The following is a 24,815-nucleotide window of genomic DNA, read 5'->3' as shown; positions in this document are numbered from 1 at the left end:
AAATTTTGCTGAAAAATGCACGAAATCTGACGGGGATGCCCAATCAAACTCAGGTATAACGGATTAAATTGAGGCTGTAAACCCAAAATGATCTATTTTGGTGCATAAGCTTTTATATTGAATATTTTATGGCGTTATTTTAGTGCGTGATGCAAAGAGTGGCCATTTCAACTATTTTTATGATGCGAAAAGACATACAATACGCGCATTCTAGTGGAGCGCAGATTCATGAAGTCCCCCAAAGTCGGTTTTGTATCTTTAGGTTGTCCTAAGGCATTGGTAGATTCTGAACGAATTTTAACTCAGTTAAAGACTGAAGGTTATGATGTCGCATCGGATTATGACGGTGCTGATTTAGTAGTAGTAAATACCTGTGGTTTTATTGAATCTGCAGTACAAGAGTCTTTAGATGCTATCGGTGAAGCGATGAGCGCGAATGGTCGTGTCATCGTAACAGGTTGTCTAGGAAAAGACGAAGATAAAATTCGCCAAATGCACCCGAATGTCCTGAAAGTGACGGGTGCAGCAGCATATGAAGAAGTGATGGATGCGGTACATGAGTATGTTCCTGAGCCGCCAAAACACAATCCATTTATTGATCTGGTGCCTGAGCAGGGTATCCGTTTAACCCCTAAACATTATGCATACCTGAAAATATCAGAAGGCTGTAACCACCGTTGTACCTTCTGCATCATTCCAAGCATGCGTGGTGATCTGGTTTCCCGTCCAGTCGGTTCTGTGCTTGAAGAAGCTGCAGCACTGAAACGTTCAGGTGTCAAAGAAGTACTCGTAATCTCCCAAGATACTTCTGCTTATGGCGTTGACACCAAATACAAACTGGACTTCTGGAACGGCCAGCCAGTTAAAACCAAATTCTATGACATGTGTGAAGCACTGGGTCAATTGGGCATCTGGGTGCGTCTGCACTATGTTTATCCATATCCACACGTAGATGCCGTGATCGATTTGATGGCTCAAGGCAAAATCCTGCCTTATCTGGATATTCCATTCCAGCATGCCAGCCCAAGAATCCTGAAACTGATGAAACGTCCAGCGCACAGTGAAAATACACTGGAGCGTTTAAAAGTATGGCGTGAGAAATGTCCTGACCTAGTCATCCGTTCTACATTTGTGGTGGGTTTCCCGGGCGAAACGGAAGAAGATTTCCAGATGCTTCTGGACTGGCTGAAAGAAGCACAGCTAGATCGTGTGGGCTGTTTTACTTATTCACCAGTTGAAGGTGCGACAGCGAATGATCTTCCAGACCATGTGCCGGAAGAGATCAAGCAAGAACGTTATGAACGTTTCATGCAGGTTCAGCAGGAAATTTCAGCAGCGAAGCTACAAAAACGTATTGGCCAGAAAATGACTGTGCTAGTCGATGATCTAGAAGAAGAATTCCCGGTTGCTGTAGCACGCTCATATGCGGATGCGCCTGAAATTGATGGTAATGTTTTTGTTGAAGATATCGACAAAAGTGTGATTAAGGCAGGGGATTTGCTTGAAGTCGAAATCACTGATGCAGATGAATATGATTTATTTGCTAAGCTGATCTCAATCAAGTCTGCTTAAGATTTTGAATTAAAAGAATTTATATTAAATAATTTGGAGTTTTATGATGTTGGATTCTAAAAAGCCACGATTTGGTCGCATCCTGCTAAAGCTATCTGGTGAAGCACTGGCAGGGAACAAAGACATGGGTATCGATGCACAAGTGCTCGATCAAATGTCACTTTCTATTGCGCATCTCGTGGGTTTGGGTGTACAAGTCGGTATCGTCGTGGGCGGTGGTAACCTGTACCGTGGTAGCCAGTTGCAAAAAGATGGTCTGGTAGGTCGTGTAACCGGTGACCAGATGGGTATGCTGGCAACTGTCATGAACGGTCTGGCATTACGCGATGCTTTGGTACGCCGTAATATCAAAACCCGTTTGATGTCTGCATTACCGATTGGTGCAGTGGTTGAATCTTATTCTAGCCGCGATGCCATCCGTCATCTGACTCAAGGTGAAGTGTGCGTATTTGTTGCGGGTACAGGTAATCCGTTCTTTACTACGGATACAGCAGCATGCTTGCGTGGTATCGAGATTGAATCTGACCTGATCCTGAAAGCTACTAAGGTTGATGGTGTTTATAACAAAGATCCAAGCAAATACGAAGATGCCGTGAAATACGATACTTTGACATTTGATCAGGTGCTGGACGAGAAGTTGGGCGTCATGGATTTAACTGCGATCTGCTTATGTCGTGACCACAATGTGCCACTTCAAGTATTTGACATGAACAAATCTGGCGCATTGCTTTCAGTGGTGATGGGTGAAAAAGAAGGAACTCACGTCACCAATTAATGACGTGAGCTACAAAGCCCTTTATACTACCTCCTAATTTAGTAAATACATCTTTTAAGAATTAAGTAAGGAAGATCATATGATTAACGATCTTAAAAAAGACGCAGAAGAGCGTATGAACAAGTCTCTTGACTCGTTAGAACATGGTTTCGCTAAAGTTCGTACCGGACGTGCGCATCCATCAATTTTGAACGGCGTCATGGTTCCTTACTACGGCTCTGATGTGCCATTGAATCAGGTTGCAAACGTAGGCGTGGAAGATTCACGTACATTGCTGGTTCAACCATTTGAACGTTCAATGGTTGCTGCGATTGATAAGGCGATCCGTGAGTCTGATCTTGGTTTGAACCCGATTACTGCTGATGCGATCCGTGTACCGATGGCTGCACTAACTGAAGAAACCCGTCGTGACATGCAGAAAGTTGCACGTAACGAAGCTGAAAATGCCAAAGTTGCGATCCGTAATATCCGTCGTGATGTATTGGGTGACATCAAAGCATTGTTGAAAGAAAAAGAAATTTCTGAAGATGATGAACGTCGTGCATCTGACGAAATTCAGAAAATCACAGACAAATTTGTTGCTGAAGTAGACAAACGCTTGGCTGCGAAAGAAGCTGAATTGATGAAGGTCTAATTCATCAATGACCGCTTCTGAAGAAAATTCCCGTCTTCCAAAACATGTTGCCATCATCATGGATGGCAACAATCGTTTTGCCAAAAAAAATCAGATGCAGAAAGGCGATGGACACCGTGAAGGAAAAACGGTTCTAGACCCGATTGTTGAACATTGTAGAAAAAGAAATATCCAGGCTTTAACGGTCTTTGCATTCTCCAGCGAAAACTGGAACCGTCCCCAATATGAGGTCGACCTGCTCATGAAGTTGTTGGAAGACACGATTCATGAACAGTTGCCACGTATGCAAAAATTTAATATTGCTTTACGTTTTATTGGTGATCGGTCGCGTTTATCTCCTGAACTGCAAGCATTGATGTTGCAAGCAGAACAAAGGACTGCTAATTTCGATAGTATGACGCTTACCATTGCAATCAGCTATGGTGGAATGTGGGACATGGCACAAGCTGCAAAGCAGATTGCTGCGGATGTTTTAACAAATAAATTAGATCTTGAAGCAATTGATACTGATGTGTTCGGTCAATATGTCAGTTTGAGTGACTTGCCGCCTGTTGATCTGCTGATTCGTACCGGTGGAGATTTCCGCCTGTCCAATTTCCTGCTCTGGCAGGCAGCATATGCAGAGCTGTATTTTACTGAGACCTTATGGCCAGAATTTACCGTAGAGGAATTCGATGACGCACTTGCTGTATTTGGCGGGCGCGAACGTCGTTTTGGTAAAACATCAGAGCAGATTCTTCAAGAAAGACTTGAGAATTAATACACATGTTTGAGCGGATTATAACCGCATTGGTGCTGGTCGCAGTCGTACTGAGCTGTATGTTTGCGACCAAATCACAATATCCAATGTTCGCATTGATGGTTGTGGCTGCCGGGGTGGCAGGCTATGAGTGGTTTAAACTCATGCCGCGAAAATGTAAAAATGTAATCAAGCCAGTGGCGTGGGGTTATGGTCTACTGACTGCAGCCTTATCTGCACTGGCTTTATACTATTGGGATGTGGCCTTATTATTATGGTCGGCATCTATCCTGACCTGGTTGCTGAGTATCTACTGGGTTAAAACCTATCCTGATTATGATGGCTGGTACAATGTCAGCTTGCATGGCATCGGGATTGTGCTGGTTTCTGCTGCTGTTACAGCAATCTTCTCGGTTTGGCTAAACTCTCCATGGTGGTTAATGTACCTGTTCCTGCTGGTTTGGGGTGCAGACAGTGGCGCTTACTTTGTTGGACGCAAATTCGGCAAGAAAAAACTCGCACCAAATGTCAGCCCAAACAAGTCGGTAGAAGGTCTATACGGCGGTATTCTTACCTCCATGCTCATCGTGGTTGCCGTCGCTTCACTTTATCTGGATATGACCTGGCCAGAGTTATGTCTGTTCCTGATCCTTTCTGTTATTACCGTATTTAGTTCAGTGCTAGGTGACCTGTTTGAATCCATGATCAAGCGTCGTGCTGGAATCAAGGATTCGGGCCGTATTTTGCCGGGTCATGGTGGTGTACTAGATCGTATTGATTCTTTGCTTGCTGCAGCTCCTATCTTTGCAACAGGCATATATGTTTTAAAACTTATTGGCGTAGATTTATAAATGTCACAAGCTGTTTGTATACTGGGTGCTACAGGTTCAATTGGTCAAAGTACTTTAAAAATTTTGCAGCAACATCCTGAAGCTTACTCGGTTTTCGCTGTGACAGCGCAAAGTCGTATTACTGAGCTGGCAGAAATCTGTCAGCAGTACCGTCCTAAAGTGGCTGTAGTGCCTGCAAATAAGGTCGATGAGCTTTCTCAGTTGCTACAAGTGCAGGGCTTATCAGATATCGAAATTCTTCAGGATGAAGCGGGCTTAATTTCAGTCGCAGAGCATGCTGATGTTGATATTGTGATGGCAGCAATAGTCGGGGCGGCAGGCCTGCTTCCTACATTGGCTGCAGTCAAAGCGGGTAAGCGTGTCCTGTTGGCCAATAAAGAAGCCTTGGTCATGTCCGGCGACATCATGATGCAAGCCGCGCGAGATTATGGTGCATTATTATTGCCTGTCGACTCTGAACATAATGCAATTTTCCAGTGCCTGCCTCAAAACTACTTTGATGCCGAACGTAATGGTCAACCTAAGCTCGGTGTTCATCAGATTTTACTGACTGCTTCTGGCGGTCCATTCCTGAACCATTCGCTTGAACAATTGCATGATGTGACACCTGCTCAAGCCTGCAAACATCCTAACTGGTCAATGGGGCAAAAGATTTCCGTAGATTCCGCTACTTTAATGAATAAGGGACTGGAACTTATCGAAGCGTGTCATTTGTTTGCAGTTCAAGAACAATTTGTTACAGTTGTTGTGCATCCACAGAGTATTATTCATTCCATGGTGCAATATGTGGACGGGTCAACATTGGCACAAATGGGCAACCCGGATATGGGCACGCCAATTGCACATGCTTTGGCATGGCCACAACGGATCAGTACCCATATCCCGGCTCTGGATTTGTTTAAGCATTCACAACTGAATTTCCAGGAACCGGATGTGGTTCGTTTTCCGGCACTGAAATTAGCGCGTCAAGCCATGAAGAGTGGTGGAATTGCGCCTACAATTTTGAATGCGGCCAATGAAATTGCAGTTGCTGCATTTTTAAATCAGCAAATCAGATTTACCCAAATTCCTCAGGTGGTTGAAACTGTCCTGAACCAGATGGACAATCAACCAGCACACGATCTGGATACTATCCTGCATGCAGATCACACAGCACGAGGTTTATCACAGCAATATGTTGTGAATAAAGGAAGTTAAGACATGAACGCCTTGTTTATTATTGCAGCCGCAATCCTATTACTCGGTCCCTTAATTGCGATTCACGAGTTTGGTCACTACATTGTGGCACGTAAACTGGGCGTTAAAGTACTGGTCTATTCCATTGGTTTTGGACCAACCCTTCTAAAGTGGACTTCCAAAAAATCCGGTATCCAATATCAGCTTTCAGCTTTGCCTTTGGGTGGTTATGTCAAAATGCTGGACGAGCGTGAAGGCAGTGTGGCAGAAGAAGACTTGCCTAAAGCCTTTAACCGTCAGCATCCCTGGAAACGTATTGCCATCGTTGCTGCGGGTCCTCTCATTAACCTGCTTTTAGCTGTTGTCCTGTTTTGGGTACTTTTTTTACCTGCACAGGAACAGCTGAATACTCGTGTAGGTAAGGTCTTACCAAACACACCTGCAGCCGCGGTACAGATGCAGCCGGGCGACAAGATTGTCACTGTAGATGGTACACAAGTCGAAACTTGGGAAAAACTGAGTTATGCCTTGGTGGATCGTGTGGGTGAAACTGGTGTGGTTTCGATTCAGGCAGATCGTGCGGGTGAAAACAAGATATTCCAGTTACCAATTCAAGACTTTCTTAAAGATCAAAGTCAGTCACCTCTTGATACACTAGGTTTCTTGCCATATCGTCCGGAAATTCCGGCTGTGGTGAGCAAACTGAGTGAAGATGGTGCAGCCATTCGTCAGGGTCTTAAAGAAGGTGACAAGATTCTGGCGATTGATGGTGTACAGATGAAAGACTGGTTCGATGTGGTACAAGTGGTACAGGCATCACCAGAAAAATTACTTAAGATAGATGTATTACGTGGTAATCAGGTCGTGCATCTTCAGGTCATGCCGCAAGGCAAACGTGACAATATGGGGAATGTAACCGGTATGCTCGGAGTTCAAAGCGATCCGGGCAAGGTGACAATTCCTGCTGAATATAAACAGACTATTCACTATACGCCTGTTGAGGCGATGGTGATGGCCTTTGACAAGACAGCACATCTGTCTTCAATGATTCTGAACTCGATCGTCAAAATGGTACGTGGTCTGATTGGTCTGGATAATCTTTCTGGCCCGATTACCATTGCCAAAGTGGCGGGACAAAGCGCGGAAATGGGTTGGGAAACTTTTATTTCCTTTATGGCGCTAATGAGTGTAAGTTTAGGGATATTAAACTTATTGCCAATCCCAATGCTTGATGGCGGACATCTGGTTTATTATTTTATCGAATTAATTCGTGGTAAACCTGTTTCTGAACAAATACAATTGGTTGGATTAAAAATTGGTATGGTACTGCTCGGCAGTATGATGCTTTTGGCATTATTTAATGACTTTATGCGTTTATAATAACGTAAATGGAATAATTAACAGCGGAAAAGACTGGCATGCAGCACACACATTTATTTATGCCTTTGGCACTCGTTAGTGCAATGGCAGTAGCACAACAAGTATATGCGGCAGAAGACTTCATTGTACAAGATATAAAATTTGATGGATTGGTGCGTTTAACTCCTGAAAATGTGTACGGCTTGGTGCCAATCAACAGTGGTGACCGGGTGAATGATCCGATTATTGCCAATGCGATTCGTAGCCTGTATGCATCTGGGCTATTTGATGACATTAAAGCCATTCAGCAGGGCAATACCTTGGTATTCCAGGTCGTAGAACGTCCGGTAATTTCGAAAATTGAGCTGAAAGGCAATAAGCTGATTCCAAAGGAAGCACTGGAAGAAGGCCTGAAAAAAATGGGTCTGGCTGAAGGTGAGGTACTGAAGAAATCTGCACTGCAAACAGTCGAAACCGAGCTGGAACAGCAATATATGCAGCAAGGTCGTTATGATGCCGATATTACGGTAACAACGACACCGCGACCAAATAACCGCGTTGAAGTGCTGATTGATTTTGTTGAAGGTAAAGCCGCTAAAGTTTTTGATATCAATATTATCGGCAATACTGTCTTTAAAGAATCAGATATCAAGCAGGCTTTCGCTGTTAAAGAAAGTGGCTGGAGCTCGGTCATTTCACGTAATGACCGTTATGCACGTGAAAAAATGGCTGCGAGCCTGGAAGCTTTACGTGCGATGTATCTGAACCGTGGTTACATCAACTTCAATATTACCAATTCAAGTCTGAACCTGAGTGAAGATAAAAAGAATGTCTTTATTGAAGTTTCAGTCAATGAAGGCGAACAGTTTAAGTTTGGACAAACCAAATTCTTGGGCGATGCGCTTTATAAACCTGAAGAGTTACAAGCTTTGCAGTTGTATAAAGAAGGCGACACTTACTCTCAGGAACGAGTGAATGCGGTCAAACAGCTATTGCTACGTAAATATGGTAATGCTGGTTATTACTATGCTGAAGTAAATGTTGTACCTCAAATCAATAACGAAACTAAACAGGTTGACCTGAACTACTATATTAATCCGGGTCAACAAGTCACTGTGCGTCGGATCAACTTCACAGGTAATTCTAAAACTGCCGATGAAGTATTGCGTCGTGAAATGCGCCAGATGGAAAGTGCGCTGGCAAGCAATGAGAAGATTGACCTGTCTAAAGTACGTTTAGAGCGTACTGGTTTCTTTAAAACAGTTGATATCAAACCTGTTCGTATTCCTGGATCACCAGATCAAATTGATTTGAATGTGGCAGTTGAAGAACAGCATTCAGGTACAAGTACTCTAGCTGTTGGTTTCTCTCAAAGTGGTGGTGTAACGTTCCAGGCTGGATTAAGTCAGACTAACTTCCTAGGTACAGGGAACAGCGTTTCGATTGATTTGTCACGTTCTGAAACTCAAGATTATTATAACTTGAGTGTAATGGACCCGTACTTCACGATTGATGGTGTACGTCGCGGTTATAATCTTTACTACCGTAAAACAAAGCTAGATGATAATTACAACGTAAATAATTATGTTACAGACAGTTTTGGTGGTGGTATTAATTTTGGTTATCCAATTGATGAGAATCAGAGTGTAAGCTTAGGTTTAAATATCGATAATACTGAGGTAACTACGGGTAATGGTGTTTCTACTTATGTTCGTGATTACTTATTAGCAAATGATGGTAAAACAATAGGCCAAAGTCCTTATTGTATTGATGATGCTAACCCTTGTGCTACAGAACCAAAAGCAGATCGTTTCCAAGGTGAATTTTTAACCTATAACCTAAACTTAGGATGGTCTTATAATACTTTAAACCGTCCAATGTTCCCGACGACAGGTATGTCACATCGTGTCAATGCAGAAATTGCCTTGCCAGGTAGCGATGTGGAGTATCAAAAACTGACTTATGATGCGCAGGCTTTCTTCCCGTTAGGCAAAGATTTTGTTCTACGTGGTTATGGCCGTTTAGGCTATGGTAATGACCTACCTTTCTATAAGAACTTCTATGCCGGTGGTTATGGTTCTGTGCGTGGTTATGAAAATAGTACTTTAGGTCCAAAGTATGACAGTGTATATGCTGAAAATTCAGGCTTGAGTAATTTTGATCCAGAAGAAGTGGGCGGTAATGCCTTGGTTCAGTTTGGTACTGAATTAGTTCTCCCTGTTCCATTTAAGGGGGATTGGGCGCGTCAGGTTCGTCCAGTTCTTTTTGCTGAAGGTGCTCAAGTATTTGATACAAAATGTGATGTTTCACAATCTGCTGAGCTGCGCCAATATTGTAAGGATAACTTTGATTTCGATGCAGGCAATATGCGTTATAGCGTAGGTGCTGGTTTCACCTGGATTACCATGATTGGTCCATTATCACTGAGCTATGCATACCCGTTGAATGATAAAGACGGTGATGAAACTCAAAATGTTCAGTTTGAAATTGGACGTACTTTCTAAGAAAACTTTGATCTTAAATACAAATTTTGCTCATGAAGCCATCAGGTTTTGTGAGCAAAATTTTTTGAATGGGTAAAAACATGAAAAAAATGATGATGGCAATGGGTATTGCTTTAGCGGGTTTAACTTCATTGTCACATGCCGATGATTACGGAATCGTTGATCTAGAAAAAGTAGTACAAAACAGTATCTATTTAAAGCAGCAAAATGCCACTCTGGAAAATGACATTAAGCCGCAAACCGCACAGATTGCACAGTTTCAAAAAGACCTTGCTGCAATCAAGCAAAAAGGTCAGGCTGCAAAAACACCAGCAGAACGTGAAAAAATAGCCAAAGAATTTGAAGGCAAAGCGACTCAACTGGCAGGGGTGCAGCAACAGGTACAGGCAACCGTGCAAACGCGTATGCAAAGTGTAAATAAAGCTTTTGAAGGAAATCTGAAGCGTGCTGCTGAACAATTACGCCAAGAAAACAAGCTAGATGTGGTTTTAAATAAAAATTCCGTACTTGCTTATGACGCGAAGTATGATTTAACTGATAAAATGATTCAAAAGGTTAATGCAATTAAATAATCGATGAATCATCAAAAACTTCAGTTAGCTGACCTCGCTCGTCTTGTCCAAGGTGAGTATGTAGGTCAGGCAGATTTATGTTTGAGAGGTTTGGCAAGTCTTGAAAATGCAACCTCTCATGACCTTGCATTTGTCAATGCAGATAAATATCTGGAACAGGCAGCTCAGAGTAAGGCGGGCGCTTTAATTGTGACTGCTGAATTAAAAGAGCAGCTAACTTCCCAGCAGAACTTCATTGTCGTAGCCAATCCTTATCTGGCTTTTGCAATTCTGACTCACGTTTTTGAGAAAAAACATACGATTCAGGGAATTGAAAGTACCGCACAAATTCATCCATCTGCCATCATTGCTGACAGTGCCTATATTGGCCACTATGCCGTTATTGGTGAGAATTGTGTGGTGGGTGAAAATACGATTATCCAGTCACACGTTCAGATCGACGACCAGGTTGAAATTGGCCGTGACTGTTTTATTGATGCACATGTGACTTTAACAGGTGCTACAAAAATCGGTAATCGTGTTCGGATCCATGCCAATACCGTAATTGGTAGTGAAGGTTTTGGTTTTGCACCTTATCAAGGGAAATGGCATCGAATTGCCCAGTTGGGTTCAGTCCGTATTGCAGATGATGTCCGGATCGGCTCAAACTGTAGTATTGACCGAGGTGCACTGGATGACACAATTCTGGAACAAGGTGTCATTATTGATAATCTTGTGCAAATCGCCCATAACGTCAAGATTGGTGAAAATACTGCGATTGCAGCCAAATGCGGGATTGCCGGTAGTACCACGATTGGCAAAAACTGTATTCTCGCTGGGGCTTGTGGGGTAGCAGGACACCTACATATCACCGATAATGTGACCTTGACAGGAATGTCAATGGTGACAAATAACATTACTGAAGAAGGCACTTATTCTTCAGGCATGGGATTGTTGCCAAATCAGCAATGGAAACGCACAGTGGTTCGCTTAAGACAATTAGCAGATGTGCCATTGACCCAGTTGGTGAAACGATTGGATCATATGCAATCTCAAATTGAGTCCATTGAATCAACATTTAAGTTGCGTAAATAATTATGATGACAGAGTCGAATTTGCCTACATTCACGAAGCCTGAATTGCCAATGAATATTCAAAAGATTCGTGAATATTTACCCCATCGCTATCCATTTCTGCTGGTAGATCGCGTCGTCGATATTACTGAAAATGGTATTGTTGGTTATAAAAACGTCTCAATTAATGAAGAGTTTCTGCAAGGCCATTTTCCGAACTATCCAATCATGCCAGGCGTATTGATTGTAGAGGCATTAGCACAGATCTCAGGTATCCTTGGTTTTGTCATGAATAATGAAACTCCAAAAGAAGGTTCATTATTCCTTTTTGCTGGCGCTGAAAAGGTTCGATTTAAAAAACAAGTGGTTGCTGGTGACCAATTAGTACTTAAATCTGAATTAGTGATGCAAAAACGTGGCATTTATAAATATAATTGCATTGCCACAGTAGATGGCATTGTCGCAACAACCGCGGAAATTATGGTTTCCCATCTGAAAGTCGAGCAGGCATGAGCAATAATCCCCTAATTCATCCAACTGCCATCATTGACGCATCTGCAGTAATTGCTGCAGATGTACAGATTGGCCCTTACTGTATTATTGGGCCAAATGTCACGATTGGTGCTGGTACCAAACTGCATTCACATGTCGTGGTAGGTGGTTTCACACGTATTGGTGAACATAATGAAATTTTTCAGTTCGCCAGTGTTGGTGAAGTCTGCCAGGATCTGAAATATGCAGGTGAGGAAACCTGGCTGGAAATTGGTGATTATAACAAGATCCGTGAACACTGCAGTCTGCACCGCGGTACGGTGCAGGACAAAGGTATTACCAAGATTGGCAGTCATAACCTGTTAATGGTAAATACCCATATTGCACATGACTGTATGGTTGGTGATCATAATATTTTCGCAAATAATGTCGGTGTGGCGGGTCACGTACACGTAGGCGATTATGTCGTGATTGGTGGTAACTCAGGTATTCACCAGTTCTGTAAAATTGACTCTTACAGCATGATTGGTGGTGCTTCACTGATTCTGAAAGATGTTCCTGCCTATGTGATGGTATCGGGTAACCCGGCCCATGCATTTGCCATGAATGTTGAAGGCATGCGTCGTAAAGGCTGGTCGAAAGACGTGATTAATGGTTTACGTGAATCCTTTAAGCTGATTTACAAATCTGGCTTAACGACTCAGGAAGCCATCGAGAAAATCCGTAACGAGATTCTTCCAGAAGTTTCTGAAGCACAACGTCTGATTGATTCACTCGAACAATCAAAGCGTGGCATTGTGCGCTAAGCTAAAGAAATGAAAGTAGAATTAAAAAAAGACACCTTCGTGGTGTCTTTTTTTATGGGACTTTTTATTTACTTCAAAAATTTAACTTCTTCAGCTTTCGGATAGTTCTTGAGTAGTTTCGCTTTATATTGCGAAGCAAGAGTAGTGTTCTTTTCTACATCCTTACTAATATTATAAAGCTGATAAAGGGCAGTAGAGGCTTTTGCAGAATTTGGATAGCGGTCAACCACAATCAGATAATTCTTCTTTGCTTCATTAAAATTCGGTGGGTCAATCGACAGGTTAAATTCGGCTAACCAGAAGTGAGCATTGCTGATATAGACGCTATTCGGATTATTCTTGATGAAATTTTGCATGGGCGCAATGGCTTTAGCTGCACCACCATTTTTATAGGCATCTAGTGCAATGGTATAAGCCGCTTTTTCCTGCTCACTCGGCTGTTGCGTTGTAGATGCCTGATTGGTCGCTACTGGAGCATTAGAGCTTACACTGGGAGAAATATCCTGTTGGTTATCCTCCGCGGGAGTATCTTCAGCAGGTTCAATTTTTTGCTGCAATAGTTCCAGACGTTGATCTAGATCGGCATAGCGGTTGGTTAATTCGCTCTTTAATCTCTCGATCTCATTTTCTTGTTCTTCGATTTTTCCACGTAAACTGCGTAGATCATTTTCAAGCTGCTGGTTTTTTTGCATAAGCTGCCAGCTGGTATTGGTCTGAGGTGCATCTGCGCCTGTCGCAATGGCAGATTGAGTGCTGATATTATTTGATTGAGCACCTTGGCTGAGTCCACGTGATTCGATAGGAATCGCAGCAAAAAGAGAGGTTGTACAGAGTGCAGTGAGGGCACACAATACCTGTTTCTTAAACATCATATAAGTTCCATGATTCTTGGCGAGATTATGTATCCGCAGCTCATTTATTCTAAAAGAGATAACCCGTTTATAGCTTCACATTTAAAACGGCATTTTTAGAAATTGCAACAAGGTTTTACAAAGATCATGTGAATTTCGATATTCATGAATTAATTGTGAAGAATATTAAAAAATCAGCATCTTGGGGCATATTGTTTTTAAAATAATCAAACGGATAGCTTATGCCGAAAATTTGAAATACAGCCCTTGCAACTTCAATAAAAATCTCTATACTCTGTTCCTGTAATGGTAGCCCTGCCGGTTACTTCGCAATTGTACTCTATGAACCCCGCCAGGACCGGAAGGTAGCAACGGTAGTAGATCTATGATGTGCCGGAGTTTTGCTGGTAGGGTTGCCACCAGATTTATAATTATAAAATTTCTCTATATTATTTTTTTATTTTTCAATCTTAATTTCTATTGTTTTCTATTCCTTTTAATCTTTACTTTCAATCTTCTATTCACAGCTGCTTTCGTGGATGCCATATTGTTTGGAATATTGAAATTCAATCTTTTGAATAGACTATCTTAATTTGAGCTTTTGAAAGCTTTTTGTTGTTCGGGATTAATTGTAAATTAAGGGAAACTATTTAAGTTAAGCAGGATGGCAAAGAGGAAAATAAAAAAATAGCCTAAGCATATTTTTCACAAATACAAAAGAATTAATCTTCGGCTTTGCGGCTAATCGCTTTCATGATCGCATCCATTTCAAAACCACGATACATTAGAAAACGGATCTGTTTGGCTTTAAGTTTTGGGTCTTTCGTCACTTCTGGACCATATTTTCTAAGCTTCAGTTCATAAGCCTGTTGTACCCAGTCCGTTTCTTTTAGTTCTTCACTGATCAGGGCAGTATCAATTTTTTTGCTTTTCAGCTTCATTTTAATCTGATTGGGACCTTTGCCTTTACGCTTTTGGCTCGATAACATGATTTCAGCGACACGTTGATCACTTTGATAGTTTTCTCTAGATAGCTCTTCAACCAAAGTGACCACTTCATTTCGATCTTCTGCATAAAGCGCCAGTTTCTCAATGAGTTCAGCTTTGGAGTATTCTTTGCGAGTTAGTACAGCAAAGGCATAAGAACGCAAACGGGTGCCGGTTAGACCGGGTTTCTTCTGCTCTTTATCGGAGTTACCAAATAAGCTGTCTTCCGGATCAAATTCTGGCAAAGTCTGTGACTCAACAGGTGCAGGAGTGACTGAATCTTCAGCATCACCAAACTGCTGTTTAATCGCGTCATAGTCCAAAAGTTTGCTGAATTTTGCGTCTGACATATTGATCTCGATAAAAATATCTATTCCATAATAACAAAAACGCCCCGTAGGGCGCTCTGCTATGACGTTCAAGGATTATGCATCCAGAAAGTCTGCTGGTTCTTCTTCGTCTTTATCTTCGACTACTTTGCCTGTAGTAAGCAGTTGCTCACGGATCAGTTTTTCAATAGTATCCGCCAGCTCTTTGTGTTCTTCCAGATAACGGATGGTATTGTTCTTACCTTGGCCAATCTTGTCGCCTTGATATGAATACCATGCACCCGCTTTCTGAACAATTTCTTGCTGTACTGCAAGGTCAATCAGTTCACCAAGATGGTTAACACCTTTACCATACAGAATCTGGAACAGAGCTTCTCTGAATGGAGGCGCCATTTTATTTTTCACAACTTTGACTTTGGTTTCAGAACCTACAATCTCGTCGCCTTCTTTCACCTGACCGATACGGCGGATATCCAGACGTACAGAAGCATAGAATTTTAGTGCATTACCACCAGTAGTTGTTTCCGGGCTACCGAACATTACACCAATCTTCATACGGATCTGGTTAATGAAAATCACCATACAGTTTGAACGCTTGGCATTACCGGTAATTTTACGCAGTGCCTGGCTCATCAAACGTGCTTGCAGACCCATATGTGAGTCACCCATTTCGCCTTCAATCTCGGCACGAGGCGTCAATGCAGCAACAGAGTCGACTACGATCAGGTCAATCGCACCAGAACGTACCAGCATGTCAGCGATTTCAAGTGCCTGTTCACCGTTATCTGGCTGAGAAACCAACAGGTTATCAATATCTACACCGAGTTTACGGGCATATTGAGGATCAAGCGCGTGCTCGGCATCGATGAATGCACATGTACCGCCAGCTTTTTGACATTCAGCAATCGCTTGCAATGTCATTGTGGTCTTACCTGAGGATTCAGGACCATAAATCTCGATAATACGGCCTTTCGGTAAACCACCAATACCGAGTGCAATATCAAGCGTTAAAGAACCTGTAGATACAGCTTCAACTGCTTGCACGGTATTGTCACCAAGACGCATCACTGTGTTTTTACCAAACTGTTTTTCAATCTGGCTTAAGGCAGCGTTGAGCGCCTTGTTTTTATTCTCATCCATCTTACAACCTCAATACGATGTCACAAACTTAGTACTCAAGTGGATGTCTTACATTAGAGCTTCGTTCCACAGGAATATAGTGACAGAAATTTCCCTTGTGTTCTATAAAATCCAGCAGTGTTACGACACATGCTGACGCTTGAATTTAATCATCATTATATGACCAATGTTGATCAAAGTTCTGACTATTTTCATTCTTGAATCGACTGATGTCTCGACGATCTTTTTTGCTTGGTCGATGATCGGGACGCGCTAGATTATGCAACTTTCTTTGCGATGCAATCAATTCCCGGCGAGCGATACTGACTTCAGTTTCTTCATACAGTTTCTGTGCCACAGGTGCAGGACCACGAACATCAGAAAGTTCTTTTACAACTACGGTTTTTTTCTCGATACCTTGCTGAATCGTCAACTCCATACCCACACGGACTTCGCGAGATACTTTTACACGCTCACCATTATGATGGACTTTACCGCCCTCAATAGCATTCTTGGCAATGGAACGGGTTTTAAAAAAACGTGCTGCCCACAGCCATTTATCTATACGCATGCCTACCGCATCTTCGGGTAAAGACGATTTACGCATATTGCTTGTTTACCTCAGACTGATTTAAATGAGTGATTAACTCTGTTAATTGGTGCAGCATCGGGTAATTACAAGTCTGGCGCGCAACTTTACTGGAAGATGGTTGCTGGATGCAGAACAGGTTCTGGATGCCATAAGCCTTGGCGCCATTCAGGACTTTTTCGGTATCATCAATAAAATAGACCTGCTCAGGATCAAAGGGGTGCAAAGCATTCAGACCTTGCCAGAATTCTACAAATTCCTTGGCATGTCCAATGCTTTCCGAGCTGACAATGACATTGAAATAATCTTTGAGATTCAGATGATCCAGTTTGAAGGCGAGTCCTGCACAGTCGGCATTGGTGGCAAGCCAGATCGGATAGCCATTATTTTTAAGATAATCGAGTAATTCCAGGCAATAAGGGCGTAAGCTAACTTTATCTTTATGCTCAATTTGCATGGCCAGAACATCGACTTCGACTTTAGCCGTCCAGAAGCGAGAAGAGTACCAGTTTAGGGTATGATTATGTTGCTGATAGAATGCATAAAGCGTTTCGCGGCTCTGTTCCAGACTACAGCCATGTGTTTCAGCATAACGGACCGGTAATAACTCGTTCCAGATGAAATCATCGTAGGCAAGATCAAGTAAAGTTCCGTCCATATCAAAAATTATAGTCGGCTTTTGCATTCAAGATTCTCCAAAGTTTTTCAAAGTTCAACAAAGCATATAGAAAAGCTTTAGATTCAATATAATTACTCAATTTTCGCGTTTATTAACGACAATCAAATAATTTCAAAGTTCAACAAAGTCATTTACCTTTCAAGAAAAATTGTGTACACATCTGTGTACATAATTCTGCTCTGTTTGATTATGTACAAAGTATAAGGCATTTGGACTGGAAAAAATTAAATGGCTTTAAGTGATAGTTGGCTCAAATCCAACAATGGGAAACCGCGTGAAAAAGTTGAAGTGGTGACGGATCGGGATGCATTGTCTGTCCGGATTTCGCCAAAGGGGAAGATCGTTTTCCAATACCGGTATCGTTTTAACGGCAAGGCAAAACGGCTGGACATTGGCACGTATCCCATGATGGGGCTAAAAGAAGCCAGATTACTGGTGCATAAATACAAGACTGAGCTTGACCAGGGCAAGGACCCGATGCAGCTAAAATTAAAAGGGGAGTCAGACTATTTAAAACAGCCGACTGTCAAAGAGATCTGTGAACTCTGGTTTAATACCATCGCCGTCCATAAAATTTCAAGCAAGGATGATTCACGTGCTTTCGAGATTCATGTCTACCCGCGTATAGGCCGGCGGATCTGTGATGATGTTTCATTGCAGGAATGGTCAGAGCTGTTATTTGAAATCGCAGCCAATGCCAGAACTGTATCCGTAAAGGTGCTTGGTAATCTCAGAATGATCATGCGCTGGGGATGCATTCACGGAAAATTAAAGTATCAACCGATTCAGCACCTAAGAGCTGCTGATCTGAACGTGAAAAAGGTAAAGCGGTCACGCTATCTTTCCGAACAGGAAATCTTCTGGGTAGTGCATGCTGCACTCAGATCCAATGCAATATCTGCCAAAAATAAAGCCATCATCATCATGCTGTTATTTTTCGGCTGTCGTGTGTCGGAACTAAGGCTGGCCAAGAAATCTGATTTCGACTTTCAGGAAATGATCTGGTACATCCCACCGGAGAATCACAAGATGGGGGCTCGTACGCACAAGCCGATTATCCGGCCTGTCATTCCGCAGATTGTGCCATTCCTTAAATATGTATTTTCACTATCACCAGATAGCTGTGAATACGCTTTCCCGAACTTGAAAGCCAAGGCTTATACCAAACTTGAAAAGAGCTTTCAGACAACCATACCGCCGTTTGTGAATGACAATGTGCGCAAGCGTTTTGGTGTGGAAATGCAGCACTGGACCATGCATGATTTACGTAGAACGATGAGGACGCATATTTCTGAACTGGCTCCACCGCATATCTGTGAAATTATGCTAGGGCATGGATTGCCGGCTATATGGGGAACGTATGATTTACATGAATACTTAGGGGAACAGGCGCAGGCTTATGAAAAGTGGTTCCATAAACTCTGCGCCATACTGAACAATCATGAGCGTTTTGATATTAAAGGCTGTATTTCTAGTGATTCAAGCAATCCTTTGCTTCTTTCCCAGGCATCTACAGCCTTAATACCGTAGCGACTGCTAGAACGACCATGTGCTTTGATCAACGGTTCAGGGAAATCCTGTTTATTACGCCAGTTGATCAAAGTGCCTTTGGTTATCCCGTAACGCTTCAACAGGTCAGGCGTTGAGATATATAAAGTCATCAATTCACCTCCTTCGTAACCTTCAAATATTCTGCTTTTGCATCAGCCCAGTTTTGTGCATCGTACGGGCTTAAACCTTGTTCTTTACACCAGTTGGTACACCAGAGGAATTGAGCATCATCAAAGTTCATTGGCTGGCTCCTGTGGCGCATCGGGTAATGGCATCCAATGCGTTATATCAGCTTCGTCAAATTCATCCAAAGCCATTACATCGTAGAAATTGAATATATTGCTCCGCGTTTGCGACATACCAAGCACCAAGATATTTTCGGGTGGTAGTTCATTCTTAACACTGATCCATTCCGGCACCGCCTGGGCTTTGGCTGGAACAACAAGAAAACCAGCTTCATTAATTGCCTTCAAAACTGCTTCTGCTTGCTCATCACCCCATTCATGGGAGTTGCGCAAAATTGCGGTTTTTACGACTTCTTTAATATCCATCACGCCAATTCCTCTAAAAATTCTTTGCCATGTTCCAGATACTGAGTAAGGAACGATTTAAATACTTGCTGACAGGGCTTGTTCATTTGCAAGCCGATAATCTCAACTTGTTTGTGTTTCGGCTTCCAGGCGGTCATGTGGTCGCCACGATTCACACCACGATAGCCATTTCTAACCAACCAGTTTTTAAATGGTGTACGAAGGGTAAAAGGGATATTTTTCATTTAACCACCAGTCACCAGAGCTACTATTACTAGGATGCCAATCACGCCTAGCACCGTTAATCCAATAATTAATTCTTTCAATCCCATATCATCATCCTTATGGACCACACCTTTCAGTGTGGCCATATACTGTTTAGTTGCCTGGGAACATATCCATCTGATCTTCGATCAATTTCTTTTTTTGCTGGTAGGCTTGCAGTAATTCCTGTTGATGCTCACTGGTCAAGTTCGGCTTGGCTGCATTCATTTGCTGGGCGACTTGTCGAAGATCTTCACCGTTCTTGGCATCAGAGATCAGTAGGATAAGACCGCTTTTAACTGAGCCACTTTTGAGAGGATCTACAGTTGGGGCTTGTTGTTCAAACTTGCCGCGTACTTGCTCAATGTTAGCTTGCAGGTACTGGAAGTCAGCTTGAATCAGACCATTTGCATTTTCGATTTCTTCCTCAATGTCCAGCACATCAGCCAGTGACTTAGCTAAGTTCAGTCGTTTGGCAAACTCTTTTTTAAGATCGGCAGAGCTTGGCTGTTTCTTCTGCTCAACCATAGCTTCGGCTTCTGCTTGAAGGCGCTTCAATTCATCTACGCTTAACGCCCCATCTCCGACATCATTTGATGTTTGATTTTGGACATTTTCAGCTTGTTGAGCCGGCGGAATATCTTCTACTGGTGCGTCTTCCACGGCTTTAGGTTGACGTGAGCGCTTTGGCTTTTCTTCTGCAGGTACTTCTTCGACAACCTTAGGCTGGAACTTTTGAGCCTGAGCATTCACCAGTTTTGTGAGTTCTTTGCGTGCCGAGTCATCTGTAATATCGAATACTTTTTCTTCTAAAGCATTCAGTTCGGCAGGTGATTTAACGGCAAGGATGTCGCGTTTTAATTGAGATGTATCAGCCTTAACTACCAGTTCCTGATCCGGTGTAACGTCAATGATCTGGTCTTGTTCTTCTTCAGCAGAACGTAGACCCATCAATAACTCTGGTGCATAGACACGGCCAAAGAATGAAGCAGCACGATAGCGCAGCATCTGCTCAGGCATGGTTTGCCATTTAGAGCCGTTCTTCTGGTACCAGCCTTCCTTCACTGCCATTTCAATTGTGATTTTTGACGAGTTCAGACGTTCACCAGTTTCGCGCTCAATCGCCCATGCAGTACATGCAAAGTTCTGGATCTTGATTTTTTTGGTCACTGTCTGTTTTTGGCGGTTAGACCAGACAGTTTCCTGATACTCGACTTCTTTCTCGCCTAGATCTTCCAGATCAAAACGCAGGGCAGAGAAGCGACCACAGCTATTGATAGATGCCATGATGAACTGTGATGACCAAGATGGACGACCTTCAATCAGGTAAAGGTTTTGCATGATCATTAACGGATCTGCACCCATACGGTTAGCCATGTTCAATGCAATGATGCAGTTTGATAGACCGTTCGGGTTTTCTTCATCGCGGTACATCCATTGACCACTTTGATCTTTACCCGCTTTAACCTTGATCACAGAGCGATACTGTTCCGGTACCAGGGTAGAGCTAGATAGCATTTTGGCCACACGTTGTGACAGTTCAAAAGCTTCAAGGTTTAAAAGGCCAACAGAGTTTGATTGTGGAGCAGCAGTAATTTGAGTTTGAGCATTCATGATAAATATTCCTAAAATTAAATTATTTAAAGTTGTTTTCTAAAGCTTGTTTGGTGAGGTACGAAGGCAGGAAGATTTCTTCCAGTTCGAGTGAATAGCCATCCCATTCATTGATCAGCAGGGATTCAGCCAGCAGCTCTTTTGCCTTGTTGTATCGGGTTTCACCGACACTGAGAAATAGCTCGGATGCCTTGTATTGTTTGGCCACAAAAGGCGCATCGTTTTCGCCAACAATAAAAATAAATGCTGGCTTCTCACTGGTTCGGTAGTATTGCTGAAAGCCTTCGCGGTACATGGCAGCCGACAGGTCATAAGCGTAGTTACCGCATGCTTTGGAAAAGGCGGTGAAACGTGCATCATTTGCTGTTTTCACATCAATGATCAGACCATTAGGAAATCTTGAACACGGAGCAATATGCCAGTCAGGACGGATACGCAATTCAAGATCAAAGGCCGGATCTGTGAAAAAGATACTGGCTTCAGCCATGCCGTAATTGTTCTGCATTTCGGCATACATGCTTAGTGATTGAAGATTCTCAACAATACGTTTTGCACCTGCCATCTGCTCAGCAGTTACCAGCGTTTTACCTGCATTATTGGCATCGAAGTTTTCCCACCAGGCAATTTTTCCAAGTGTTTCAGGTGACGGATTCTTTGCCTTGAGCATTGCTTCCGTTGGTCGTCTTGGTGCATCTTCCGGAAGGATTGCAAATTCAGTTTCAAATAGCTCAGGCTCAAGGAATAGCGTGTGAGCCAATGTGCCGAAATCCAGATGCTTTTTAACTTCCCGTTCGTGTTCTTTCACAATGTTGTGTGAATGAAAATGGGCGGCACTACGCAGCATGTCTTTTAACTGGCTTGAACTGAACTCAGGACGTGCGTGATAGTCCTCATTGCTCATTTTCTCAATAAGCTGTGCCGTTGGTAGTTCGATAAAGGCATTCATGATTCCACCTCATTGATCACATCTTCAATTTCAGTTGCGACTTGGGCAATTGCTTCGCCTTCCATCTTTCCTGTGCCAACCATGCAGATGATTGCTCTAAGTTCCAGCTTTCCCCAATCACTATTAGGTTTTGAGTCCCAATAAAGCTTGATTAGACGGTTATCATTTTTGTCTACACCAAACTGTGAATGCGTGTTGAAGCGCTGAGATTTGAGGAACTTTTTAAGCTTTTCCTTATCGCCTTTATAGGCGAAGAAATCAGGTTTAAGTCTCACTTTGCACCTCCAACAGATGTGCTAATGGCTTTCACCTGATGCTCAGATTCTTTGTCTGCCTGGTGGATGAACATTGCGGATAAGCCCACAAGAATTGAAAAGACCACAGACCATGCAGCGACATTAGAAACGATTTCTTTCGCTACAGATTTAGGCTCGGGATGCTGGTACAAACGCTCAGACGTTTGGCGTGATTGGCCGAACTCTGGCAGGTTGCTTTGAATAGGATTTTGTTTCATACTTATCTCGCTATATGCAAGCCCGCTAGATTTCCAGTCCCTGCGGGCTTTTTTGTTTTTACCAGTTGGTGATAACCGCAATAACTTCGCCACAATGAACAACTTTAATTTCGCCATCACACACAATTAGGCTTGTGTGATTGGTGCCAGTTGCTAAGGTTTTAAATTGATTCATGGGCGTTCTCGGTTTATTGGGTACAAGACAAATATTAGGCAATCCTAATAAATAAGTAAATAGGTATTCCTAATATTTTTCAGTTTATTTTTGATAGACGTAAAAAAACCGCCTAGATGGCGGTCATTTGATTAGGTGAATTACTTGATAAAATTACTTTGAATCAACCAAGTGCCATGATTTGGGTCAAATACTGGCTGAAGGGTAGCAATAATAGTTCCTAGCGCCTCAATGTTAAGATGGTTTTTGTTAGAAACTGGCTTTTCACAACGCCAAAGAACTAAGTTACCTAGCCGTATAGATTGGCTGTTCTCATCATTGTATCCATAAACTTTTATTGTTGTGTCTGTGTTTGCCAGCTCAATTGTGTACTGAAAACGTTCGTTAGTGGTCAAAACCACATCTTTAATCAATCCGACGTAGCTTGTATTTAAGTTAAGTGTAGCCGGGTAAATAGTGGATGCAAAATCATAGGCTGCCATATTATCTTTAAAATATAACTTTTGATCTTTCAGTGATTTTTTGTTTTCTTTGGTTTTTCCAAAGATCCACTCTTGGGTTTTTACTAAAACCTGATACCCCCAGGACATTAAGAGTCCTAGAGGAATAAAATAAAAGAACAGATGAAAGAACATGGAATCTCTTTTACCTGGCAGGTAGTAGCTATTGAATAGATCCTCAAAGCTCAGATTCTCTTTAATCATCCATGAGAAAAGTGACAACAATCCCACCCCCAGAACAATTACACCAATCCTTTGAATTGGCGTAGAAGTTCCATAATTCCATAATCTTTTCATTTTGCTCTCTTATTATTTATAACTCCGCTCATGGCGAACCATCACACCAATGATCGATATTTTATGATCTCTTGAAGATAGTGTTGGATAGTCTGGGTTTAATGGAACCAGTTCAAATTCTTCACGTCCATATTCATCATAGCCAATTACCCGGTACTTTTTGAAAGTGGCTTCATAGGATCCATTCTGAGCAATAACAAATGAACCGGGTTGTGGTGCTAAAGATGCATCAATTACAAGTGAATCACCTGGTAAAAATTCAGGTGCCATACTCATTCCTTCAACCGTCAAACCAAATACATCAGAAGGTTTTGCACTTTGATAAGTCGTATAGGTTTTATCTTTAGGATTGATTCCATCATATCCAACAGTCCCAAACAAGCCAGCTTGAACATAATCTAAAACAGGAATTTCCATAACTGGTGAAGTATTAAAACTTACGTTACTGAACTCACTTTTTGTTTCTTCATCTGTAGGTTTACCGATACCAGTAGCTAACCATTTTGAATTTACCTTTAGGAATTGGGCTGCTCGAATCAGGTTCGGGCCTTCCATATTTTTCGATTTACCAGAAAGCCAATCACTAACAGATGGTGGCTTTACCCCAACGGCGCGTGCAAGTTCGACCCCCTTAATTTTCTTAGGCGGTAAAACTTCCATGGCATATTTAAGACGTTCAGCAAGTGTTTTCATTAGGAAATCCTAACACGAAATAAATTAGGTATTCCTATTGAATAAAAATAAGGAATGCCTAATAATTGGATGGTTATTTAGGAGAACAACATGAATGATGCACAGCTTATAGAAGCTCTTGGTGGACCAGCTGCCGTTGCTCGATTACTTGGGATCAGAGTTCCATCAGTGAGCGGATGGAAGAAAATCCCCACTGAAAGAAAAATCCGACTTGCTGTTATTGCTGAAGATCGTGGCCTTTCGACAAGAAAAGAACTTTTTCCAGACACCTATCAAGATATTTGGATTGAGCTGCGCGATAAGGCTGTGTGAGGTAGAAAGCATGTCTGAAAAATTAACTGAAAGCATCACATTCAAATGCACGTATGAAGAAAAGCGCGAATTTGAAGCAATCGCTAAAGCTGAAAAATCTGATGTCTCTAAATTAAGTCGTGTTTGCATGAAAGAGAAAATCTCTACTGTTCGGGAATATCTAAATTCTCTCAGCTCTTTCATGTGTCTTACCACAGATACAGTAGATACGCCTTTTGAGCTGACTCATGAACCAAGAATGATTGATGTAACACCAAAACACACAGGCACAAAAAATGCCCATCTGCGCGAACAGATGAGCATCTTTGCCGTTCACTCAGACAAGTAAACGAA

At 42.3% G+C, this 24,815-nt stretch carries 30 protein-coding genes and 1 other RNA gene; 16 read left to right on the top strand and 15 right to left on the bottom strand.

Annotated features, from left to right (window positions below; genetic code table 11):
* The first annotated feature begins 228 nt into the window (after positions 1-228).
* The 12 genes from rimO (at position 229) to lpxA (ending at position 12,532) form a co-directional block, all read left to right on the top strand.
* Positions 229-1,572 (top strand): 30S ribosomal protein S12 methylthiotransferase RimO, encoded by a 1,344-nt coding sequence (gene rimO, locus FTU01_RS10430; protein WP_004786172.1) that lies wholly within the window; start codon positions 229-231, stop codon positions 1,570-1,572.
* A gap of 46 nt (positions 1,573-1,618) precedes the next feature.
* Positions 1,619-2,347 carry a UMP kinase gene (gene pyrH, locus FTU01_RS10425; protein WP_004786170.1) on the top strand — a complete coding sequence of 243 codons (729 nt, stop codon included), beginning with the start codon at positions 1,619-1,621 and terminating at the stop codon, positions 2,345-2,347.
* Between the two features lie 79 nt (positions 2,348-2,426).
* Positions 2,427-2,981 carry a ribosome recycling factor gene (frr, locus tag FTU01_RS10420; RefSeq protein ID WP_005235283.1) on the top strand — a complete coding sequence of 185 codons (555 nt, stop codon included), beginning with the start codon at positions 2,427-2,429 and terminating at the stop codon, positions 2,979-2,981.
* A gap of 7 nt (positions 2,982-2,988) precedes the next feature.
* A complete protein-coding gene (gene uppS, locus FTU01_RS10415) occupies positions 2,989-3,741 on the top strand; it encodes a polyprenyl diphosphate synthase (RefSeq protein ID WP_179992307.1) in 753 nt (250 codons plus the stop codon).
* Between the two features lie 5 nt (positions 3,742-3,746).
* The gene (locus FTU01_RS10410) at positions 3,747-4,571 is read left to right on the top strand and encodes a phosphatidate cytidylyltransferase (RefSeq protein WP_004786167.1); all 825 of its coding nucleotides are present in this window, start codon (positions 3,747-3,749) and stop codon (positions 4,569-4,571) included.
* A complete protein-coding gene (gene ispC / locus FTU01_RS10405; RefSeq protein WP_180014140.1) occupies positions 4,572-5,768 on the top strand; it encodes a 1-deoxy-D-xylulose-5-phosphate reductoisomerase in 1,197 nt (398 codons plus the stop codon).
* 3 nt (positions 5,769-5,771) lie between these two features.
* Positions 5,772-7,127 carry an RIP metalloprotease RseP gene (gene rseP, locus FTU01_RS10400; protein WP_180139034.1) on the top strand — a complete coding sequence of 452 codons (1,356 nt, stop codon included), beginning with the start codon at positions 5,772-5,774 and terminating at the stop codon, positions 7,125-7,127.
* 38 nt (positions 7,128-7,165) lie between these two features.
* Positions 7,166-9,610, top strand: coding sequence for an outer membrane protein assembly factor BamA (bamA, locus tag FTU01_RS10395; protein WP_180139032.1), 2,445 nt, complete (start codon positions 7,166-7,168; stop codon positions 9,608-9,610).
* An 80-nt stretch (positions 9,611-9,690) separates the two neighbouring features.
* Positions 9,691-10,182, top strand: coding sequence for an OmpH family outer membrane protein (locus FTU01_RS10390; RefSeq protein WP_218952532.1), 492 nt, complete (start codon positions 9,691-9,693; stop codon positions 10,180-10,182).
* A gap of 3 nt (positions 10,183-10,185) precedes the next feature.
* A complete protein-coding gene (lpxD, locus tag FTU01_RS10385) occupies positions 10,186-11,256 on the top strand; it encodes a UDP-3-O-(3-hydroxymyristoyl)glucosamine N-acyltransferase (protein WP_180003115.1) in 1,071 nt (356 codons plus the stop codon).
* A 5-nt stretch (positions 11,257-11,261) separates the two neighbouring features.
* On the top strand, positions 11,262-11,747 hold the full coding sequence (fabZ, locus tag FTU01_RS10380; protein ID WP_171064833.1) for a 3-hydroxyacyl-ACP dehydratase FabZ: 486 nt from the start codon (positions 11,262-11,264) through the stop codon (positions 11,745-11,747).
* Entirely contained in the window at positions 11,744-12,532 is a 789-nt protein-coding gene (gene lpxA, locus FTU01_RS10375; protein WP_004786156.1) for an acyl-ACP--UDP-N-acetylglucosamine O-acyltransferase, read from the top strand. Before fabZ ends, lpxA begins: the two co-directional genes overlap by 4 nt.
* A 68-nt stretch (positions 12,533-12,600) precedes the next feature.
* Here the strand turns inward: lpxA and FTU01_RS10370 are convergent, their stop codons facing one another.
* Positions 12,601-13,404 carry a YbgF trimerization domain-containing protein gene (locus FTU01_RS10370; RefSeq protein ID WP_125278335.1) on the bottom strand — a complete coding sequence of 268 codons (804 nt, stop codon included), beginning with the start codon at positions 13,402-13,404 and terminating at the stop codon, positions 12,601-12,603.
* A 295-nt stretch (positions 13,405-13,699) separates the two neighbouring features.
* Between FTU01_RS10370 and ffs the strand changes: the two genes are divergently transcribed.
* Positions 13,700-13,796, top strand: an RNA gene (ffs, locus tag FTU01_RS10365) — signal recognition particle sRNA small type.
* A 309-nt stretch (positions 13,797-14,105) separates the two neighbouring features.
* Here ffs and FTU01_RS10360 read toward each other — a convergent pair.
* The 4 genes from FTU01_RS10360 to FTU01_RS10345 form a co-directional block, all read right to left on the bottom strand.
* Positions 14,106-14,720, bottom strand: a complete 615-nt coding sequence (locus FTU01_RS10360) for a regulatory protein RecX (RefSeq protein WP_180139029.1) — start codon at positions 14,718-14,720, stop codon at positions 14,106-14,108.
* A 75-nt stretch (positions 14,721-14,795) separates the two neighbouring features.
* Complete coding sequence (gene recA / locus FTU01_RS10355; protein ID WP_004786150.1) at positions 14,796-15,839, bottom strand: recombinase RecA; 1,044 nt, start codon at positions 15,837-15,839, stop codon at positions 14,796-14,798.
* Positions 15,840-15,984: 145 nt separating this feature from the next.
* The gene (locus tag FTU01_RS10350; RefSeq protein ID WP_125278333.1) at positions 15,985-16,425 is read right to left on the bottom strand and encodes an RNA-binding S4 domain-containing protein; all 441 of its coding nucleotides are present in this window, start codon (positions 16,423-16,425) and stop codon (positions 15,985-15,987) included.
* Entirely contained in the window at positions 16,418-17,092 is a 675-nt protein-coding gene (locus FTU01_RS10345; protein WP_218952530.1) for an HAD-IA family hydrolase, read from the bottom strand. Before FTU01_RS10345 ends, FTU01_RS10350 begins: the two co-directional genes overlap by 8 nt.
* A gap of 222 nt (positions 17,093-17,314) precedes the next feature.
* Here FTU01_RS10345 and FTU01_RS10340 point away from each other — a divergent pair, with 222 nt between their 5' ends.
* Positions 17,315-18,616: a site-specific integrase gene (locus tag FTU01_RS10340; protein ID WP_180139027.1), complete on the top strand. Its 1,302-nt coding sequence runs from the start codon at positions 17,315-17,317 to the stop codon at positions 18,614-18,616.
* Here the strand turns inward: FTU01_RS10340 and FTU01_RS15565 are convergent.
* From FTU01_RS15565 to FTU01_RS10300, 10 genes are all read right to left on the bottom strand, one after another.
* Positions 18,526-18,747 (bottom strand): hypothetical protein, encoded by a 222-nt coding sequence (locus FTU01_RS15565; RefSeq protein ID WP_257230028.1) that lies wholly within the window; start codon positions 18,745-18,747, stop codon positions 18,526-18,528. The genes FTU01_RS10340 and FTU01_RS15565 overlap by 91 nt on opposite strands.
* A 120-nt stretch (positions 18,748-18,867) precedes the next feature.
* A complete protein-coding gene (locus tag FTU01_RS10335; RefSeq protein WP_180139026.1) occupies positions 18,868-19,188 on the bottom strand; it encodes a DUF551 domain-containing protein in 321 nt (106 codons plus the stop codon).
* The gene (locus FTU01_RS10330; RefSeq protein WP_180139024.1) at positions 19,188-19,412 is read right to left on the bottom strand and encodes a hypothetical protein; all 225 of its coding nucleotides are present in this window, start codon (positions 19,410-19,412) and stop codon (positions 19,188-19,190) included. Before FTU01_RS10330 ends, FTU01_RS10335 begins: the two co-directional genes overlap by 1 nt.
* Positions 19,413-19,538, bottom strand: a complete 126-nt coding sequence (locus tag FTU01_RS15560) for a hypothetical protein (RefSeq protein ID WP_257220230.1) — start codon at positions 19,536-19,538, stop codon at positions 19,413-19,415.
* Between the two features lie 7 nt (positions 19,539-19,545).
* Positions 19,546-21,045: a recombinase RecT gene (locus FTU01_RS10325; protein WP_180139022.1), complete on the bottom strand. Its 1,500-nt coding sequence runs from the start codon at positions 21,043-21,045 to the stop codon at positions 19,546-19,548.
* Positions 21,046-21,067: 22 nt separating this feature from the next.
* Positions 21,068-21,991 carry a PD-(D/E)XK nuclease-like domain-containing protein gene (locus FTU01_RS10320; protein WP_180139020.1) on the bottom strand — a complete coding sequence of 308 codons (924 nt, stop codon included), beginning with the start codon at positions 21,989-21,991 and terminating at the stop codon, positions 21,068-21,070.
* Complete coding sequence (locus tag FTU01_RS10315; RefSeq protein ID WP_180030943.1) at positions 21,988-22,266, bottom strand: hypothetical protein; 279 nt, start codon at positions 22,264-22,266, stop codon at positions 21,988-21,990. The genes FTU01_RS10320 and FTU01_RS10315 overlap by 4 nt, the downstream gene beginning before the upstream one ends.
* Complete coding sequence (locus FTU01_RS10310) at positions 22,263-22,505, bottom strand: hypothetical protein (RefSeq protein ID WP_180139018.1); 243 nt, start codon at positions 22,503-22,505, stop codon at positions 22,263-22,265. The genes FTU01_RS10315 and FTU01_RS10310 overlap by 4 nt, the downstream gene beginning before the upstream one ends.
* Before the next feature lie 315 nt (positions 22,506-22,820).
* Positions 22,821-23,477: a hypothetical protein gene (locus FTU01_RS10305; RefSeq protein WP_180139016.1), complete on the bottom strand. Its 657-nt coding sequence runs from the start codon at positions 23,475-23,477 to the stop codon at positions 22,821-22,823.
* A 12-nt stretch (positions 23,478-23,489) separates the two neighbouring features.
* Positions 23,490-24,170 (bottom strand): LexA family transcriptional regulator, encoded by a 681-nt coding sequence (locus FTU01_RS10300; RefSeq protein WP_180139014.1) that lies wholly within the window; start codon positions 24,168-24,170, stop codon positions 23,490-23,492.
* 90 nt (positions 24,171-24,260) lie between these two features.
* Between FTU01_RS10300 and FTU01_RS10295 the strand changes: the two genes are divergently transcribed.
* Both FTU01_RS10295 and FTU01_RS10290 read left to right on the top strand, forming a co-directional pair.
* Positions 24,261-24,482: a Cro/CI family transcriptional regulator gene (locus FTU01_RS10295; RefSeq protein ID WP_064096023.1), complete on the top strand. Its 222-nt coding sequence runs from the start codon at positions 24,261-24,263 to the stop codon at positions 24,480-24,482.
* 10 nt (positions 24,483-24,492) lie between these two features.
* A complete protein-coding gene (locus FTU01_RS10290; RefSeq protein WP_180139012.1) occupies positions 24,493-24,810 on the top strand; it encodes a hypothetical protein in 318 nt (105 codons plus the stop codon).
* Positions 24,811-24,815 lie beyond the last annotated feature (5 nt).

Source organism: Acinetobacter sp. YH12043, assembly GCF_013419915.1.
Classification (GTDB): domain Bacteria; phylum Pseudomonadota; class Gammaproteobacteria; order Pseudomonadales; family Moraxellaceae; genus Acinetobacter.
The sequence above is the reverse complement of the archived record's forward strand: the minus strand, read 5'-3'. Positions and strand labels throughout refer to the sequence as shown.

What these genes read in the sequence shown, in the direction of transcription:
- FTU01_RS10310 (WP_180139018.1), bottom strand. Translation starts at nt 22,505, where the DNA reads ATGAAACAAAATCCTATTCAAAGCAACCTGCCAGAGTTCGGCCAATCA.
- FTU01_RS10335 (WP_180139026.1), bottom strand. Translation starts at nt 19,188, where the DNA reads ATGGATATTAAAGAAGTCGTAAAAACCGCAATTTTGCGCAACTCCCAT.
- FTU01_RS15565 (WP_257230028.1), bottom strand. Translation starts at nt 18,747, where the DNA reads ATGACTTTATATATCTCAACGCCTGACCTGTTGAAGCGTTACGGGATA.
- frr (WP_005235283.1), top strand. Translation starts at nt 2,427, where the DNA reads ATGATTAACGATCTTAAAAAAGACGCAGAAGAGCGTATGAACAAGTCT.
- lpxA (WP_004786156.1), top strand. Translation starts at nt 11,744, where the DNA reads ATGAGCAATAATCCCCTAATTCATCCAACTGCCATCATTGACGCATCT.
- FTU01_RS10305 (WP_180139016.1), bottom strand. Translation starts at nt 23,477, where the DNA reads ATGAAAAGATTATGGAATTATGGAACTTCTACGCCAATTCAAAGGATT.
- lpxD (WP_180003115.1), top strand. Translation starts at nt 10,186, where the DNA reads ATGAATCATCAAAAACTTCAGTTAGCTGACCTCGCTCGTCTTGTCCAA.
- recA (WP_004786150.1), bottom strand. Translation starts at nt 15,839, where the DNA reads ATGGATGAGAATAAAAACAAGGCGCTCAACGCTGCCTTAAGCCAGATT.
- FTU01_RS10350 (WP_125278333.1), bottom strand. Translation starts at nt 16,425, where the DNA reads ATGCGTAAATCGTCTTTACCCGAAGATGCGGTAGGCATGCGTATAGAT.
- FTU01_RS10295 (WP_064096023.1), top strand. Translation starts at nt 24,261, where the DNA reads ATGAATGATGCACAGCTTATAGAAGCTCTTGGTGGACCAGCTGCCGTT.
- rimO (WP_004786172.1), top strand. Translation starts at nt 229, where the DNA reads ATGAAGTCCCCCAAAGTCGGTTTTGTATCTTTAGGTTGTCCTAAGGCA.
- FTU01_RS10300 (WP_180139014.1), bottom strand. Translation starts at nt 24,170, where the DNA reads ATGAAAACACTTGCTGAACGTCTTAAATATGCCATGGAAGTTTTACCG.
- FTU01_RS10290 (WP_180139012.1), top strand. Translation starts at nt 24,493, where the DNA reads ATGTCTGAAAAATTAACTGAAAGCATCACATTCAAATGCACGTATGAA.
- FTU01_RS10390 (WP_218952532.1), top strand. Translation starts at nt 9,691, where the DNA reads ATGAAAAAAATGATGATGGCAATGGGTATTGCTTTAGCGGGTTTAACT.
- FTU01_RS10370 (WP_125278335.1), bottom strand. Translation starts at nt 13,404, where the DNA reads ATGATGTTTAAGAAACAGGTATTGTGTGCCCTCACTGCACTCTGTACA.
- pyrH (WP_004786170.1), top strand. Translation starts at nt 1,619, where the DNA reads ATGTTGGATTCTAAAAAGCCACGATTTGGTCGCATCCTGCTAAAGCTA.
- rseP (WP_180139034.1), top strand. Translation starts at nt 5,772, where the DNA reads ATGAACGCCTTGTTTATTATTGCAGCCGCAATCCTATTACTCGGTCCC.
- FTU01_RS10330 (WP_180139024.1), bottom strand. Translation starts at nt 19,412, where the DNA reads ATGAAAAATATCCCTTTTACCCTTCGTACACCATTTAAAAACTGGTTG.
- fabZ (WP_171064833.1), top strand. Translation starts at nt 11,262, where the DNA reads ATGACAGAGTCGAATTTGCCTACATTCACGAAGCCTGAATTGCCAATG.
- FTU01_RS10410 (WP_004786167.1), top strand. Translation starts at nt 3,747, where the DNA reads ATGTTTGAGCGGATTATAACCGCATTGGTGCTGGTCGCAGTCGTACTG.
- bamA (WP_180139032.1), top strand. Translation starts at nt 7,166, where the DNA reads ATGCAGCACACACATTTATTTATGCCTTTGGCACTCGTTAGTGCAATG.
- FTU01_RS10325 (WP_180139022.1), bottom strand. Translation starts at nt 21,045, where the DNA reads ATGAATGCTCAAACTCAAATTACTGCTGCTCCACAATCAAACTCTGTT.
- ispC (WP_180014140.1), top strand. Translation starts at nt 4,572, where the DNA reads ATGTCACAAGCTGTTTGTATACTGGGTGCTACAGGTTCAATTGGTCAA.
- FTU01_RS10345 (WP_218952530.1), bottom strand. Translation starts at nt 17,092, where the DNA reads ATGCAAAAGCCGACTATAATTTTTGATATGGACGGAACTTTACTTGAT.
- FTU01_RS15560 (WP_257220230.1), bottom strand. Translation starts at nt 19,538, where the DNA reads ATGGCCACACTGAAAGGTGTGGTCCATAAGGATGATGATATGGGATTG.
- FTU01_RS10320 (WP_180139020.1), bottom strand. Translation starts at nt 21,991, where the DNA reads ATGAATGCCTTTATCGAACTACCAACGGCACAGCTTATTGAGAAAATG.
- FTU01_RS10360 (WP_180139029.1), bottom strand. Translation starts at nt 14,720, where the DNA reads ATGTCAGACGCAAAATTCAGCAAACTTTTGGACTATGACGCGATTAAA.
- FTU01_RS10340 (WP_180139027.1), top strand. Translation starts at nt 17,315, where the DNA reads ATGGCTTTAAGTGATAGTTGGCTCAAATCCAACAATGGGAAACCGCGT.
- uppS (WP_179992307.1), top strand. Translation starts at nt 2,989, where the DNA reads ATGACCGCTTCTGAAGAAAATTCCCGTCTTCCAAAACATGTTGCCATC.